General features: G+C 71.7%; 13 protein-coding genes and 2 pseudogenes. 6 read left to right on the top strand and 9 right to left on the bottom strand.

Going from position 1 to position 14,962, the window contains the following annotated elements; translation table 11 throughout:
• Positions 1–4 precede the first annotated feature (4 nt).
• The 3 genes and pseudogenes from FB563_RS02675 to FB563_RS43855 form a co-directional block, all read left to right on the top strand.
• Positions 5–1,186 (top strand): GTP-binding protein, encoded by a 1,182-nt coding sequence (locus tag FB563_RS02675; RefSeq protein ID WP_055709051.1) that lies wholly within the window; start codon positions 5–7, stop codon positions 1,184–1,186.
• Positions 1,187–1,237: 51 nt separating this feature from the next.
• Positions 1,238–1,638, top strand: a pseudogene (locus tag FB563_RS43850) (GNAT family N-acetyltransferase); the annotation flags it as partial.
• A pseudogene (locus FB563_RS43855) lies at positions 1,637–1,708 on the top strand (translation initiation factor IF-1); the annotation flags it as partial. The pseudogenes FB563_RS43850 and FB563_RS43855, both read left to right, overlap by 2 nt.
• A 23-nt stretch (positions 1,709–1,731) precedes the next feature.
• Here FB563_RS43855 and rpsR read toward each other — a convergent pair.
• From rpsR to rpmG, 4 genes are read right to left on the bottom strand one after another with little or no spacing between them, the layout of a single operon-like run.
• On the bottom strand, positions 1,732–1,974 hold the full coding sequence (rpsR, locus tag FB563_RS02690) for a 30S ribosomal protein S18 (RefSeq protein ID WP_055709033.1): 243 nt from the start codon (positions 1,972–1,974) through the stop codon (positions 1,732–1,734).
• A gap of 20 nt (positions 1,975–1,994) precedes the next feature.
• The gene (locus FB563_RS02695; RefSeq protein ID WP_055709032.1) at positions 1,995–3,164 is read right to left on the bottom strand and encodes a CobW family GTP-binding protein; all 1,170 of its coding nucleotides are present in this window, start codon (positions 3,162–3,164) and stop codon (positions 1,995–1,997) included.
• The gene (locus tag FB563_RS02700; protein WP_055709031.1) at positions 3,161–3,418 is read right to left on the bottom strand and encodes a type B 50S ribosomal protein L31; all 258 of its coding nucleotides are present in this window, start codon (positions 3,416–3,418) and stop codon (positions 3,161–3,163) included. Before FB563_RS02700 ends, FB563_RS02695 begins: the two co-directional genes overlap by 4 nt.
• Positions 3,419–3,423: 5 nt before the next feature.
• Positions 3,424–3,588, bottom strand: a complete 165-nt coding sequence (gene rpmG, locus FB563_RS02705) for a 50S ribosomal protein L33 (RefSeq protein WP_014150502.1) — start codon at positions 3,586–3,588, stop codon at positions 3,424–3,426.
• Positions 3,589–3,667: 79 nt separating this feature from the next.
• Here rpmG and rpmB point away from each other — a divergent pair, with 79 nt between their 5' ends.
• Together rpmB and rpsN are read left to right on the top strand one after the other, a co-directional pair.
• The gene (gene rpmB, locus FB563_RS02710; RefSeq protein WP_055709030.1) at positions 3,668–3,904 is read left to right on the top strand and encodes a 50S ribosomal protein L28; all 237 of its coding nucleotides are present in this window, start codon (positions 3,668–3,670) and stop codon (positions 3,902–3,904) included.
• The gene (rpsN, locus tag FB563_RS02715) at positions 3,904–4,209 is read left to right on the top strand and encodes a 30S ribosomal protein S14 (protein ID WP_055709029.1); all 306 of its coding nucleotides are present in this window, start codon (positions 3,904–3,906) and stop codon (positions 4,207–4,209) included. The genes rpmB and rpsN overlap by 1 nt, the downstream gene beginning before the upstream one ends.
• Positions 4,210–4,409: 200 nt before the next feature.
• On the opposite strand, the gene FB563_RS02720 is transcribed toward rpsN, so the two are convergent.
• From FB563_RS02720 to FB563_RS02735, 4 genes are all read right to left on the bottom strand, one after another.
• Positions 4,410–6,479 carry a putative Ig domain-containing protein gene (locus FB563_RS02720; RefSeq protein ID WP_055709028.1) on the bottom strand — a complete coding sequence of 690 codons (2,070 nt, stop codon included), beginning with the start codon at positions 6,477–6,479 and terminating at the stop codon, positions 4,410–4,412.
• Positions 6,480–7,099: 620 nt separating this feature from the next.
• Positions 7,100–7,624 (bottom strand): peptidylprolyl isomerase, encoded by a 525-nt coding sequence (locus tag FB563_RS02725; RefSeq protein WP_234357941.1) that lies wholly within the window; start codon positions 7,622–7,624, stop codon positions 7,100–7,102.
• Positions 7,625–8,404: 780 nt separating this feature from the next.
• Complete coding sequence (locus tag FB563_RS02730) at positions 8,405–11,050, bottom strand: MFS transporter (protein ID WP_055709026.1); 2,646 nt, start codon at positions 11,048–11,050, stop codon at positions 8,405–8,407.
• 212 nt (positions 11,051–11,262) lie between these two features.
• Entirely contained in the window at positions 11,263–11,742 is a 480-nt protein-coding gene (locus FB563_RS02735) for a hypothetical protein (RefSeq protein WP_142218436.1), read from the bottom strand.
• A gap of 553 nt (positions 11,743–12,295) precedes the next feature.
• On the opposite strand from FB563_RS02735, the gene FB563_RS02740 reads away from it, so the two are divergent.
• The gene (locus FB563_RS02740; protein WP_142218437.1) at positions 12,296–12,817 is read left to right on the top strand and encodes a transglycosylase SLT domain-containing protein; all 522 of its coding nucleotides are present in this window, start codon (positions 12,296–12,298) and stop codon (positions 12,815–12,817) included.
• A 103-nt stretch (positions 12,818–12,920) separates the two neighbouring features.
• Here FB563_RS02740 and FB563_RS43865 read toward each other — a convergent pair whose 3' ends face one another.
• Positions 12,921–14,798, bottom strand: coding sequence for an SWIM zinc finger family protein (locus FB563_RS43865; protein WP_425281727.1), 1,878 nt, complete (start codon positions 14,796–14,798; stop codon positions 12,921–12,923).
• Positions 14,799–14,962 lie beyond the last annotated feature (164 nt).

A 14,962-nucleotide genomic window follows, 5' to 3' on the forward strand; every position in this document is an offset into this window, starting at 1 on the left:
GATGATGCCGTCCGGCCCCTCCGGCCGCCTGCCCGTCACCGTCCTGTCCGGATTCCTCGGCGCCGGCAAGACCACCCTCCTCAACCACGTCCTCGGCAACCGCGAGGGACTGCGCGTCGCGGTCATCGTCAACGACATGAGCGAGGTCAACATCGACGCCGCCCTGGTGCGCGGCGGCGAGGCCGCCCTGTCAGGCACCGAGGAACGCCTGGTCGAGATGACCAACGGCTGTATCTGCTGCACCCTGCGCGACGACCTGCTGGTGGAGGTCGACCGGCTGGCCCGAGAGGGCCGCTTCGACTATCTGCTCATCGAGTCGTCCGGCATCTCCGAACCCATGCCGGTCGCCGCGACGTTCGCCTTCGCCCGCGACGACGGCGCCACCCTCGGCGACCTCGCCCGCCTTGACACCATGGTCACGGTCGTGGACGCCGCGAACTTCCTGCCCGAGCTGGCAAGCGGCGACGAACTCGTCGAGCGCGGCCTGGACCAGTACGAGGACGACGAACGCACCGTCAGCGACCTGCTGATGGACCAGATCGAGTTCGCCGACGTCATCGTCCTGAACAAGCTCGACCTCGTGGACAAGGAGTCGGCCGACCGGCTGCGAGCGACACTCAACCGCCTCAACCCCGCCGCACGTCTCGTCCCGGCCGTCCACGGCCGCGTGAAGGTGGGCGACGTGCTGGGCACCCGGCTGTTCGACCTGGAACGCGCCCAACAGGCCCCCGGCTGGGTCATGGAGCTCAACGGCGACCACGTACCCGAGACGGAGGAGTACGGCATCTCCTCCACCGTCTTCCGCTCCGAACTGCCCTTCCATCCGGGTCGGTTGTGGACGTTCGTGACCGAGGAACTCGACAGCGGCGCGTACGGACAGATCCTGCGCTCCAAGGGCTTCTTCACCCTCGCCAGCCGCCCGCACGTGACGGGCCTGTGGTCACAGGCCGGATCCGTCGCACGCTTCGAGCCGTCCGCCGCACGCGACACCGAGAGCCCCGAGTGCCAGGAACTGGTCTTCATCGGCACGCACCTGCACGCGGGTGCGCTGCACGCGGCACTGACCGACTGCCTCATGGCCGACGAGGAGAGCCTGCCGCCCACGGACCCGTTCCCCGCCTGGGACACCTACGGCATCGACGGCACCTGCGAGCATGAGCATCCCGAACTCGTGGCGGGCCCCTGAGGACCCCGGGCCGGGCGGCGAACACAGCCACGGCACCGCCCGGCCCGGTATGTGCATTCCGCTCCGGGCACGGACAACCATCCGGTTGTGGTCACGCGGGTCTCGGACACGCAGTGGCACGCTGTGGAGGACGACCTGACGGTCGGCCGCGGCGCCGCTTCGCGTCGGCCCGACGGGCGGCTCTCGTCAGCATCGACGCGTGGCACGGCGCGGTCTTCGACCGCATCGCCGACGCGATGCCGGCGGACCTGCCGACACCGCTGTACACCGTCGTCGACGAGACCGACCACGACTCAGGGTCCGCCTGGGAGCAGGCCGGCTTCGCCGCCGCACGCCGCGAATTGGGCTATCTCGTGCCCACCGACCCGCAGGTCACCGGGCTCGGCTCGGTACGGCCCCCGTCCGGCGTGACGATCGTGCCCGCCGGCGAGGCGGAGGAGGGCCCGCTGCGACCGCGTGCTCGTGGAACTCAGCCCCTACGACCTCACCCGCGGCCGGATCCGCTACCGGTACAGGGCGTGACGGAAGGTGCGGCGCCCATCGCCCTATCGGGAGCCGTAGGGCAGGAGCGCCATCTCGCGTGCGTTCTTGATGGCCTGTGCTATCTGCCGCTGCTGCTGACGCGTCACGTGGGTCACCCGACGGCTGCGGATCTTTCCGCGGTCGGAGATGAACTTCCGCAGCAAGTCGGTGTCCTTGTAGTCGATGTAGGTGATTCCGGCGGCGTCCAGCGGGTTGGTGCGCTGACGCTTGGCTGTCTGGCGCCGGATGCTCGTGCGTCGGGTCATGGTGAGGTCGGTCCTCTCTTTCAGGTCACGGGGTCGAGCAAGTCGTCGAAGACGTGCGGGAGTTGCTTCCAGCGGTCCCTGCCGGCCGCGTACTCGTCGTCGGTGAGCAGGCAGGAGTCGAGCAGGGCCGACAGGCCGTCGCGGTCCAGGCCGGGCGAGGTGAAGGTGAGGTACTGGCAGCGGTCGCCGTGTTCCGGGTGCCAGTCCACGGAGGCGGCGAGGCGGCGCTCGGCGGGCACCATCTCCCAGGCGGCGTCGGGCAGAGCTGCCAGCCAGGGCCCGGCCGACTCCACGCACAGCGCGCCGCCGGCGGCGTCCCAGGACAGCAGTGTGTCGGGGCGGTCCGCCAGCCAGAACCGCCCCCGGCTGCGCGCGGCGGCGCAGGTCAGGTCCTCAAGCGCCGCGTACAGGCGCTGCGGATGGAAGGGCCGTTCGCGCCGCCAGACGAAGGTGCTCACGCCGTGCTCGTCGCACGACTGCGGCAGCAGCGCGCACGCGGGATGCACACGGGCGGCGGCCGCCGCCACGTCGAAGCCTGCCAACAGCGCCGCCCCCAGGGCACCGTCGCTCTCCACCCGTACGCTTCGTGCGCCTGGTGTGAGCTGGGCGAGCAGCGCGTGGTCGGTGTCGTCGGCGACCTCGTCGCAGGAATCGCCGTCGCCGAGGGCGATCACCGTGGGGTACTCCAACTGCCGGGCGAAGGTGTCGGCGACCGTGCGCTGGTCGGTCGGCGCGGCGGCGAGGCCGACGTCGGCCAGGTCGTCGCCGTTGGCCAGGTACGGCAGCACGAGTGCCGGATCGACCGCGGTGGCGACCCCGGTCAGGGCCAGCGGTGCGCCCGCGGCGGCGATGACTCCGGCCATGGCCTGGGGCTCGACGGAGTCCCACAGTTCCACGACGGCCAGCCGGTACGTTCCCTCCGCTGCGAGCCGCAGCAGTTCGGGGACGAGATCCTCGCGCAGTGCGCAGCACGCGCAGTCGTTCACCAGGGGCGCGTCGCCGCTGCCCAGCAGGCCGTCGGCGTCGCGCACCGTCCGGTGCACCGCGCTGTCCACGGCGGACGTCAGATCGTGGTGCAGCGCGACCGAGCCGGGGACCGTACGCAGGATCTGCTCTACGGCGGCCCGGCGGGCGTCGGAGTGCAACCCGCCGACGATCGCCACCGGCAGCCGCACCTCCTCCCCGCTCACCGCTCGCTCCGTCCGCGTCCGTAGCGCCGCTCGAAGCGCTCGACCCGCCCCGCGGTGTCCAGGACCCGCTGGGTGCCGGTGTAGAAGGGGTGGCTCGCCGAGGAGATCTCGACGTCGATGACCGGGTAGGTGTTGCCGTCCTCCCATTCGATGGTCTTGTCGCTCGTGGCCGTGGACCTGGTGAGGAAGGCGTAGTCGGCGGCCCGGTCACGGAAGACGACCGGGCGGTACTGGGGGTGGATTCCGGGCTTCACGGCTCTCAGCGCTCCTCACGGAAGTCGACGTGGCGGCCTGCGACCGGGTCGTACTTGCGCAGGGTGAGCCGGTCGGGGTTGTTACGGCGGTTCTTGCGGGTCACGTAGGTGTAGCCGGTGCCGGCGGTGGACCTCAGCTTGATGATCGGACGCAGTTCGTTGCGGGCCATGGACAGCACCATACAAGAGATTGGTTTTCATTTTCATCTGGCGCTAGTGTTGCTGCATCCACCCCAAGGAGGAACAGCCATGTCCGCCCACTGCCAACTCACCGGCCGACAGCCCGGCTTCGGCCATCACATCTCCCGCTCGCACCGGCGCAGCAAGCGCCGTTTCGACCCCAACGTCCAGAGCAAGCGCTACTGGCTGCCGAGTGAAGGCCGGCACGTCCGGCTCGCGCTCTCGGCCAAGGGCATCAAGACGGTCGACACGATCGGCATCGAGGCCGCGGTGGCCCGCATCCGCGCCCGGGGAGGGAAGGTCTGATGGCGAAGAAGAGCAAGATCGCGAAGAATGAACAGCGGCGCCTCGTCGTGGCGCGCTACGCCGCGCGCCGCGCCGCGCTGAAGGCGATCATCGCTTTCCCTGCAAGCTCCGATGAGGACCGCGCCGCCGCCCAGCGGGAACTACGCCGACAGCCCCGCGACGCCAGCGCCACACGCCTGCGCAACCGCGACTGCGTGGACGGCCGCCCCCGCGGCTACCTGCGCGCCTTCGGTCTTTCCCGTATCCGGGTTCGCGAGATGGCCCACGCGGGCGAGCTCCCTGGCGTGACCAACAGCAGCTGGTGACCCGGCACGCCAGGGGCTCACAACGGGCGCGCCGGCGACGCAGCCCGGATCTGTGCCGGCTCCGAACGCGCCTTCCGCCGCTCTGAACGGGGGCGGGCGGCGGCACCGGCTCGTGGCGTTCTGCAACGAGCCGGTGGGTACGGCGCATCCCGCACGCGGACGGCTTCCGCGTGCGGGATCGAATGCTCAGTTCATACCGGTCAGCTGGTCGTCAGGGCGGTGTCGTCCACGACGAAGCTGGTCTGCAGCGAGGAGTCCTCCACGCCGTTGAACTTCAGGGTGACCGTCTGGCCCGCCAGCGAGGACAGGTCGAAGGTCTTCTGCGCGTACCCGGAGTTGTGGTTGAGGTTCGAGTACGTCGCCAGGGTGGTCGAACCGGCGGTCACCGTCAGCTTGTCGTACTGGGTGCTGGTGGTGGTCTCGGCGGTGTCGATGTGCAGGTAGAAGGTGAGCGTGGCCTTGCAGCCGGCCGGGATCGTCACCGACTGGGACAGCGTGTCGGTGTGGCTGGAGCCGTAGCCGTCCAGCCAGGCGTAGTACGAGCCACCGTGCGCCGCCTCACCGGAGTCGTTGGTGATGACCCCGCTCGTGGCGCTCCAGCCGGTGCTGCCCGACTCGAAGCCCGGGTTGGCCAGCAGCTGCGAGGAGGAGCACCCGCCACCACCGGAACCGACGGTCCACGTGAAGGACGTCGAGCCGGAGGCGCCGGTGGAGTCCTTCGCGGTGACCGTGACCTGGTAGGTGCCGGCGGTGGACGCCGTACCGGAGATCAGGCCGGTGGAGCTGTTGATGGACAGCCCGGTCGGCAGGCCGCTCGCGCTGTAGGTGAGGGAGGCGCCGCCGCTGTCGGTGGCCTTGATCTGCAGGCTGACCGAGCTTCCGGTGGTGGTGGACTGGCTGCCGGGGTTGGTGACGGTCACGGTGTTGCCACCGGTGGAGCCGGAGGTGAAGGCGGCGGTGCCGTTCGGGGTACCCCAGCCGGTCGGGCCGTCGTAGCCGGTGCCCGCGGTGCAGAAGTACGACGGGGAGCAGCTGCCGTTGTTGCCGCTGGTCACGTCGTACAGGTTGCCCGTGTGGCTGTACGGGTACTTCGCCGGGTAGTCGCTCGCGCCCGGGGTGCCCGCGAGGGCGTAGACGCTCGCGATGATCGGCGAGCTGGCGCTGGTGCCGCCGTAGACCGCCCAGCCGGAGCCGCCGTAGGTGTCGTAGACCGCCACGCCGGTGGCCGGGTCGGCGACCGCGGAGACGTCGGCCTCCATGCGCTTGGAGCAGCCGGTGTCGGTCTGCCAGCTCGGCTTCGGGTCGTACGCCGAACAGCCGGAGCCGGTGCCCTCCGTGGAGTTGGTGTGCCACACCGACTCGCTCCAGCCGCGGGAGTTGGAGGCGGTGGTGAGCGCGGTGCCGCCGACGGCCGTCACGTACTGGGAGGTGGCCGGGTACTCGGCGCCGTAGGCGGAGTCACCCGAGGAGACGGTGATCGCGACGCCCGGGTGCTTGAAGTACGAGGTGTCGTCGCTGGTCTGCGAGGAGGACTCGGAGCCGCCCCAGCTGTTGGAGATGAACTTGGCGCCGAGCGAGACGGCCTCGTTCTCGGCGGCGCCGAGGTCGGCCATGCTCGCGGAGTTGGCCTCGACCAGGATGATGCTGCAGTTCGGGCAGACCGCGCTGACCATGTCGATGTCGAGCATCTCTTCACCGGCCCAGCCGGTGTCGTTGGTCGGCAGCTGGGTGGTGGAGCCGGTCTGGCTGACCTGCTTGAAGCAGCCGTTGGCCTTGGTGCAGGACGACAGGCCGTACGTGGAGCGGTAGGTGCCCAGGTCCGACTCGGCGTTGGGGTCGTTGTAGGCGTCCACGATGCCGACCGTCATGCCCGAACCGGCCGCCGTGGGCAGGTTGTAGGCGCTGTGCAGGTTGGCCGGGGAAAGGCCGGAAGGCGCGGCAGCGGCAACCGCCGAGGCGAGCCGCTGCTTGATGTCGGTACGGCGCTGGGCGAAACAGGACGCATGACCCGGCTCGGCGGTGGCGCACAGGTGCTGGGTCGGCACCTTCTGGCCGGCCTTGCCGGTCGAGTGGTAGGTCTGCCGCTCGGGGGCGGTCAGTGCCTTGTTGTTCTGCGTGACCTTGGAGGTCTGCGGGTGGGTCGCGGCAGGCTGGGCGCCGGCCGTCGGTGCGGCGGTGAATCCGGCGACGGTGAGGGCGAGGGCGGGGAAGGCGACGGCGACGAGTCTTCGCAGACTCCGTCTCCGCCCGGTCGGGTGTGACTCACGCATGGGGTACTGCCTCCGGTTGACGTGGGGTATCGCACTGGATGGGCAGGCCCGTGATTGCGCGTAGCGGCGGCGGACCGCGCAGTCATGAGCATGACACTCACAGGCGCCCTGCCACGCCGGGTGAGCGTGACATGACAGGGTGCGGTGGGAACGTAGACCGGAACGGGTCCTACCGGGCAGTACCGGGTCGAATTCTTTGCTTCTCCATAGAATGCGGTTGGCCCCCGCATGGGGGCCGGCGCGTGCTGATCAGCCTGAACGGCACGCACCCCGGGGGCGGCGCGGAAAATTCGGCCGGTGAAGAGGTGTGCGGGCGGACCGCGCAGGCCCTCACCTGGTCAGCAGTGCGACCTCGCGGTCTGCGGGAGCAATCCGGGAGGGGTTGAGTCGGCCGCGTGGCCTTCGCCATCGGCAACCACAGCGCACCACCGGCCGTCGCCACGACCGCGCTCCCCCGGTCTCCACCCTCGAATCCACGACAGGTCCCGGCACCACGACGCACTCCACGCGTTGAACCGCCGGGATCCGGAAACGGTCGAGCAGAATCTGCCGGATTCATGAATACGCAGGTCGGCGATCCAGCGCCATAGCTGGACCCACGGTGACCGCACCACAGTTCATCAGGGCCGGCAGGACGGCCGGACGCTGAGCAGCTCGGTCCGCAGCACGGGCATGCCGTCGACAGGCGCAGGGTCCTGCGGAGTTGGCTCGATACCGCCGGCAGCGATCTTGTCGAGCGTCTTCAGGCCGGCGGCACCGACCGTGCCGAACACCGTGTAGTTCGGTCGCAGCGCGGAGTCGCCGTAGACGACGAAGAACTGCGAACCGTTCGTGTTCGGCCCGGCGTTGGCCATCGCCAGCAAACCGCGCCCGTAAAGGCGACGGACGCCGGTCGGATCGCTCGGTGCCGGCGGCAGGTCCACCGGCAGCTCGTCCTTGTACTCGTACCCCGGCCCACCCTCGCCAGTACCGGTCGGGTCGCCGCACTGCAGGACCTTCAGCGTCGGGTACGCCGTCAGCCGATGGCACACCGTACGGTCGTAGAACCGGTGCCGCGCCAGGTGCAGGAAGCTCTGGACCGTGCACGGCGCCTTCGCCCGGTCCAGACGCAGCGGGAGCGGGCCCTGGCTGGTCGGGACAGCCATATCGACCGTGCCGTGACTGGGGGTGTGCCGCGGGTCGGGCGGCAGGGGAACCGGCCGCGCCGCCGGCTCGTCCGGTGTCTGGGTGTACTGGCAAGGACCGTGCGTGGTTCGCGGCGGGGCATCGGAGGCGGAGGCGGTGGTGCTGCCCCCGGACACGACCAACGCTGCTGCCGCCAATGCGGTCATGAGAGCTCGGTTCATCCTGCACACCCTCCAAAAGATCGTCAGATTTCGGAGCGGTCGCAGTCTAGGGCGCGGCCCGGCGGGCGAGTACCCGTCCGCAAGCCACATCCGCCTCCCAGCCTTCGGCCCGCGGCCACAGGCCACTTCGCTCGGGTGCGGCACAGCGTCGGCCGGCCGGTCAGGGCGTCCACCCGGTGCACGACGGATGCTCTTGCGCGACCATGAACAGCCCGCGGACGAAGAGCCCGTGCGCCCCTCGGCGGGGGCAGGCATCGCCTCAGACCTCTCCAGGGGCGTTCGACGTTGCAGGGGCGACGGCTATGCCTGTTGGTCGCCCGAACCCGAGGGCAACGGTGCCGACGTCGGAGCTGCAGCACACCCGCCCGGAAGCCCCCGCCGGCCGCGCCTGCAGGGGCTTGCCGTCGAACGCCCCTCTCACAGGCGCTCTCACGCGTCTGTCACCAACTACGCCAACTCCGCCGGACCGCGATGTCGCACCCGGCTGGGTCGGAGCCCGACGCACGACGTCCCACGTTATGAGCGCTCCGCGAAGATCCTTTACGACCGTTCCGGCGCCCGTGCCGGCCCGGCGGACCGCTACCGGGTGCCCTCCTCGTGCGACAGCTCGAGGTCGAGGCCGGTGACGCCGCTGCCGTCCAGGCGCACCGAGGCGGCGACCGGGGCGTAGCCGCTGGCGATGACGGTGTACTCGCCGCCGTCGAGGTCGGTGAACCCGTAGGCGCCGTCGGAGCCGGTGATCGTGGTGCCGATCACGTTCCCGGCCGAGTCCAGCAGGGTGACCTTGGCGTCGTCGAGCGGGCGGCCGGTGGCGGTGCTGACGACGCCGCCCAGCCGGGCGCCGGGTTCGAGGCGGATCTCGTACGGCTCGACCGCCGCGGCGGTGACGTCGACCGGGAGGGCGGCCGGGCGGTGTCCGGGCGCGTTCACCACCAGCGTGTAGCTGCCGGGGACCAGATCGGCGAGCTCGAAGGCGCCGTCGGCGGCCGAGGTCGCGGAGGACACGACCTCGCCGCGTACATCGGTGGCGACCAGCAGGGCTCCCGGCAGCGGCTGTCCCTCGGCGGCGTCCCGGACCGTCCCGGTCAGGGCGACGGTGCCGCTGAGCGCGAGATCGCAGTCGACCGGCTCGTCACCGACGAGCACCGTGACGGCCTGGGGCTGCCGGGCACCGGCGGCGCCGATCAGCACATAGGTGCCGGGGCCGGTGACGGACACCGCGTAGGCCCCGTCCGCGCCGCTCACGGCCCGGCCGAGCTGCCGTCCGTTCACGTCGATCAAGGTGATCACGGCCTGCGGCACCGCCGCGCCCGCGCCGTCCAGCACCCGGCCCCGGACGCCGTACGACGGGGCGCCGGGCACGGGTGCGAAACGATCGGCCGGCGCGGCGCCCGACCGCGTCCCCGCGGCGGACGCTTCGGCGGCGGGCTCGGCGGCGGTGGCCTGCGTGGCGGCAGGGTCGGCGGCGGGCCCGGCCGCTGTGGCCGCGGCGGGCTCGGTGGCCGCGGCCGGCTCCGGGGCGGCGCCGGCGTTCTCCTCGGCGGCCCGTGCCTCCAGGCCGGAGACCTTGCGCAGCGGCACCTCCTTGGTCCACACCGCGACCAGGAAGCCCAGGGCCATCACGGCCGCCGCGATGAGGAACACGAGCTGCATCGAGTCGGTGAAACCGACCTTGAACGGCTGGGCCAGGCGCGGGTCGAGGTGCTGGATGAAGGAGGAGTCGTCGAGCACGCCCGAGCCGCTTCCGCCGCCCGCCGCCGGGTGCTTGAACATCTCGAGCACCGGCGCGTTCGCGGGGTTGTGGCGTACGGCGGGGTCGTGCAGCGCGGCCTGGAACGCGGGCGTCGCGTACGCGGCCCGGAAGGCCGAGCTGATCTTGTCGCCGACGGTGCTGAACAGCACGGACAGGAAGACCGCGGTGCCGGCGGTGCCGCCCATCTGCCGGAAGAAGGTGGCCGACGCGGTCGCCACGCCCATGTCCTTGGGCTCCACGGCGTTCTGCACGGCGAGGGTCAGGATCTGCATGCATCCGCTGAGGCCGATGCCGAACAGCGCCATGTAGGCCATGGTCTCCGGCAGCGGGCTGTCCCACTGCACCCGGTAGTGGAACAGCAGCGTGGCGGCGATCAGCAGCAGGGTGCCGATGACGGGGAAGATCTTGTACTTGCCGGTCTTCTGGATGATGCGTCCGACCACGATGGTGCCGGCGATCATGCCGACCATCAGCGGCAGCATCATCAGGCCCGACTTGGTGGGGCTGACCCCCTTCACGATCTGCAGGTACAGCGGAACCATCATCATTCCGCCGAACATGCCCATGCCGATGAGCACGGACAGCAGGCTCATCTTGCTGAACACCGCGCTGCGGAACAGCCGCATCGGGATCAGGGCCTCCTCGCCCATGGCCCGCTCGACCAGGACCCACACCACCAGGCCGACCGCGCCGACCGCGTAGCAGACACAGGCCTTCGTGGAGGTCCAGCCCCAGGTCTGGCCCTGCTCGGCCACGAGCAGCAGCGGCACCACACCGATCGCGATGGTGAGCGCGCCCCACCAGTCGATGCGGTGCTCACGCCGGGTGTGCGGGAGGTTCAGCACCTTGGCGACGACGAACAGCGCGATGATGCCGACCGGCACGTTGACCAGGAACACCCAGCGCCAGCCGGCGATGGCCAGGATGCTGCTGCGTCCGGCGAGGAAGCCGCCGATCAGCGGGCCGAGCACGCTGGAGGAGCCGAACATGGCGAGCATGTAGCCCTGGTACCGGGCTCGCTCGCGGGGCGGCACGATGTCACCGATGATCGCCAGCGCCAGGGACATCAGACCGCCGGCGCCGATGCCCTGGAAGGCCCGGAAGGCGGACAGCTCCGTCATCGAGGTGGCGAACGAGCAGGCCGCCGAGCCCGCGATGAAGATCGTGATGGCCGCCAGGAAGAAGGGTTTGCGGCCGTAGAGGTCGGACAGCTTGCCGTACAGCGGCGTGCTGATGGTGGAGGTGATCAGGTAGGCGGTGGTGACCCAAGCCTGCGAGCTGAGTCCGTGCAGGTCGTCGGCGATCGTGCGGATCGAGGTGCTGACGATGGTCTGGTCGAGCGCGGCGAGGAACATCCCCAGCATGAGGCCGCTGAGGATCGTCATGATCTGCCGGTGCGTCAGCCGGCCGGCCGGCGCCGACTCCGGTATCGCTGCGGTTTCCCCACGGGCCGGGGATGCGGACGTGGTCATGCGTGCGGATCTCCTTGCCTCGCCTCGCCGGCCGGGTCCATCCCGGCTCCGAGGCCTGTGTACGTGCGGTCGACCAGGTAGCCGTCCAGCTGCTTCGGCCGACGAGGGTGACGGCGGTCACTCACGTTCCGTTGCTTGCGGCTACCAACTGAGTGTAGATCCCGGCCGGGGCAGGCCGTGTCACGCGGGTCCACGGCCACGGGCACGGGCCCTCAGGGCAGGGCCGGCCACCCGATCACGCCCGCCACGCGGAAGAGGGCGAAAGCGATGCCGCACGCCTTGAGCAGCCGGCCCAGCATCCGGGCGACCCCCGGCGACCACAGCACCGCGCCGATACGGCCGCCCAGCCGGAGCATCACGGTGGAGAACGCGCCGCACAGAGCGGTCAGGCCGGCGGTGAGTGCCACCGCACCGGCGCAGATCCCGGCCGGCCGCCCGGCCGTCGGAGCAACCCCGACCGGATGACAGTGGCCGCCCGCGTCCCGCTGGACCGGCAGCACGGTCCCGGCCTCGCAGGAGCCGCCGACGGAGGCGAACCCGTCCACCAGGCGGTGATCGTCGGCACGGAAGACGCCGTAGCAGTCGGCGTGCCGCCGTTTGCCGGTGCCGGTGGTGTCGCAGATCCGTGTCGCCAGGAGCCCCGGGGTGCCGGACAAGCGCGGGGAGTACTTCAGGCCGTCGGCGAGACCCACGGCTCCACCGATCCCGAGGGCGCTGAACAGCACCCTGACGACTCACGTCCCCCCGCCCGCCGGATGCCGGCCGGCCGGTCAAGATCTCATCGCCCACCAGGCGCCGGCGCAGCACGCGGGGCCCACCGCACCGGACCCACACACGGTTCATGCGGCCCTCCGCGCACCCGCCTCCGGCGCCCGGCGCGAGACCCGGATTCCCCCTCACAAGGCGCGCCGAACCCCTGACAGGGGGGTCGCTCGTGTGATGCCACCCATAGGGCGCAGATCACATCCTAAAGTGGGCCGTAGCGACTTCACCGTCCTGACCTGCACAGAATTCTCTATAGCGGCCCATTTCGGACATTCCTCCGTAGTCGGGTAGTACGTCACATCATTGCGCCGCGCCCGGCCCGCCGCTAACTATTGCTGTCGTCGCCGAGAGCCACAGGCCGACCGAGCGGAACTCCGCCGGATCTGCCCGCTCCCGATGCAGCACGGGGCACCGCCCCACGCCACCGCGACCGACAGCGGCCGGCACCGACGACGTCCTTCCTTGGAGAGTTCCTTCCGTATGACCATGACCACTCGCACCCGCATCGCCCGTCTGCGCACCCTCGCCCTCACCGGCATCACCACCACCGGCGCGGCGGCCGTCGCCCTCACTCTGATGCCCGCGAACGCACAGGCCGCCGAAGCGACGCAGGTTCACACCTCCTCGGTGGTCACGGCGTCCTCGAACGACAGCTCCGCCGCCCGGGGCAAGGCCGGCGCCACGGGCAACCTCGACGCCTGGATCAAGCAGTCCCTGGCCATCATGAAGGCCAAGGGCATCCCGGGCAGCTACGAGGGCCTCAAGCGCAACATCCTGCGCGAGTCCGGCGGCAACCCCAACGCCCAGAACAACTGGGACGTCAACGCCAAGCAGGGCACCCCCTCCAAGGGCCTGCTCCAGGTCATCGACCCCACCTTCAACGCGTACCACGTCTCCGGTACCGCCAAGAGCGTGACCGACCCGGTGGCCAACATCACCGCGGCCGCCAACTACGCCGCGCACCGCTACGGCTCCATCGACAAGGTCAACTCCGCCTACTGATCAGGCACATCCCAGCACCGTGAGGCCGGTGCCGGCAGCGACGACCGCTGCCGGCACCGGCCTTCGCGCGCCGCGGGCAATCAAGGCGTCGGGTGCCGTCCCGTCAGGCGTCGTCCGGGGCGCCGAGACCGGTCAGGGCACCCACCGGGTCCAGGTCGGGTGTGCCGCGGGGCCACCAGTCGTCCTGGCCCGGTTCGGACTCGTAGGGGTACCACAGGCCGTCGCGGCCGAGGCGGAGTTGGACGTGGCCGCGCGGATGGGTGAGGCGGTTGCGCCAGGGGCGGAACGCCGGCAGGTCGGCGGCGAGCAGCAGCGGGCGGGCCCGGTCGAAGCGGCCGGCCGGCGGGTCCCACGGCTCCTCCAGGACGGCCAGCCCCGCGGCGCCGCCCTGGCGCCAGGCCGCGACGGCCCGCGCGAGCTCGGCCGGGGTGCGGCCCGCGGCCGTGGCGAGAGTGGCGTACAGGGTGCGGGTGGTGGCCGTGAGACCGGAGCCGGGGCGGGCGGCGGCCAGGCGTACCGCGTCCTGCCACAGCGTCAGTTCGCCCACCGGGTCACGTCCGGTGCCGAGCAGCGCGTGGGCGCGGGCGGCGGCGTCGGTCGCGAGCTGGTCCAGGGCGAAGGGGTCCGGGCCGCCGGGCGCCGCCGGGTAGACCGGGGGCTGCTCGGGGTGCGGGGGCGCCGGCAACGGCGGGGGCAGCGGGGGGAGTTCCCGCGGGGCGAGGGCTTCTGCGGCGCGGACGCCCGGCAGGGACTCGGGCTGCCGCTCCTGGGCCGCGCGGGCCGCACGGGCGGCGCTGCGCCGGGACAGCGCGTCGAGCAGGCTGCGCTCGCCCCGGCCACGCAGCAGGAGCAGCACGAACGGGTCGGCGTCGAGCAGCCGTGCCGTCTGGTAGCAGAGTGCGGCCGCGTGCTTGCAGGGGTGCCCGGAGTCGGGGCAGCTGCAGCGCGGCACGAGGTCTCCGGGACCGGGCAGGAGCGGTACGCCGCAGTCGGCGAGGGACTGGGGCAGTTCCTTGTCGAGCAGCGCGGCGATGTGCCCGGGCCGGTCGGCGGCCGCGTCCAGGAAGCGCTCCCAGTCCGCGTCCTCCAGCGTGCGGACCCGCACCTGCACCCGGTACGGGCGGGGCCGGCTCCCGCGGACGTACGCCAGGACGAGGCCCGGGGTCACGGTGATCGCGTCGACGTGCCCCTGGTCGGCGTAACCACGGCCCCGCGCCAGCCTCTTCGGGTCCAGCGCGTCCTGCTCCAGCGCGGCCACCCATGCGTTGCCCCACCAGGTCTCCGCGAAGGGCACGTCCTCGGCACCGGCCTCGCGGGGCGAGAACGGCGGAAAGGTGCGGCGGAGTTCGGTGTCGCGGTGGGGGGTGGCCATGGTGGCGGGCACGTGGGCGGACGCCGACTCGCGCCAGGTGGAGCCCGGCTCGGCGGGAAGGTGGTCGGTACCGGCAGAGGTGTGGTCCGGTTCGGCGTGAACGGCGGGCTGTGGTGTGCGCGGGGGCGGGGGCGCCGGGGTGGTGACGGGGCGCGGTCCGGTGCTGTCGGTGCCGTCGCCGGTGCCGATGGTGTCCGGGCCCGGTGTCTCCTCCTCCGGGGTGTCGGACCCCGCCGGCATCCGGAAGGCGTTGGCCAGGTAGTGCCGCATGTCCTGGGCGGCCTTGATGCGAGCGGCCCGGGATTCCGGTCCGGGAACGGTCGCGGGGCGCGGCGCCGTCACACCGGAGCCACCGGTCGGGCGCGGCCCGCGCCGGGCACGGGGCGCCTTCGACCACTCGCCGCGCGCGGCGGCCTCGTCCGTCTCGGCCTCGGCGCGCAGCGCCTCCCGGCGGGCGGACCGCAGCGCTTCCCTGGCCAGGTCGGCGGGGCGCCCGGCAGGACGTTCCGCACGGGCGGACCCGGGCAGGTCACGGTCTGCCGCAACGGCGGGCCCTGAGGGGTCACCGGCACCGGCCGCCCCAGGTACCCCACTGTCACCTCCGCCCACGGCCCCCCGCACATCACGATCACCGGCAACGGCAGACCCAGGGACCTCTCGGGCGCCCGCATCCGCAGACTCAGGCACCGCATGGCCACCCGCACCAGCGGAGGCCGACCGGAGGGCGGCCCGCGCCACGTCCGCGGGCCTCGGCTGCACGGTGCCGGCACGGT

Source organism: Streptomyces puniciscabiei, from assembly GCF_006715785.1.
Taxonomy (GTDB): Bacteria; Actinomycetota; Actinomycetes; order Streptomycetales; family Streptomycetaceae; genus Streptomyces; species Streptomyces puniciscabiei.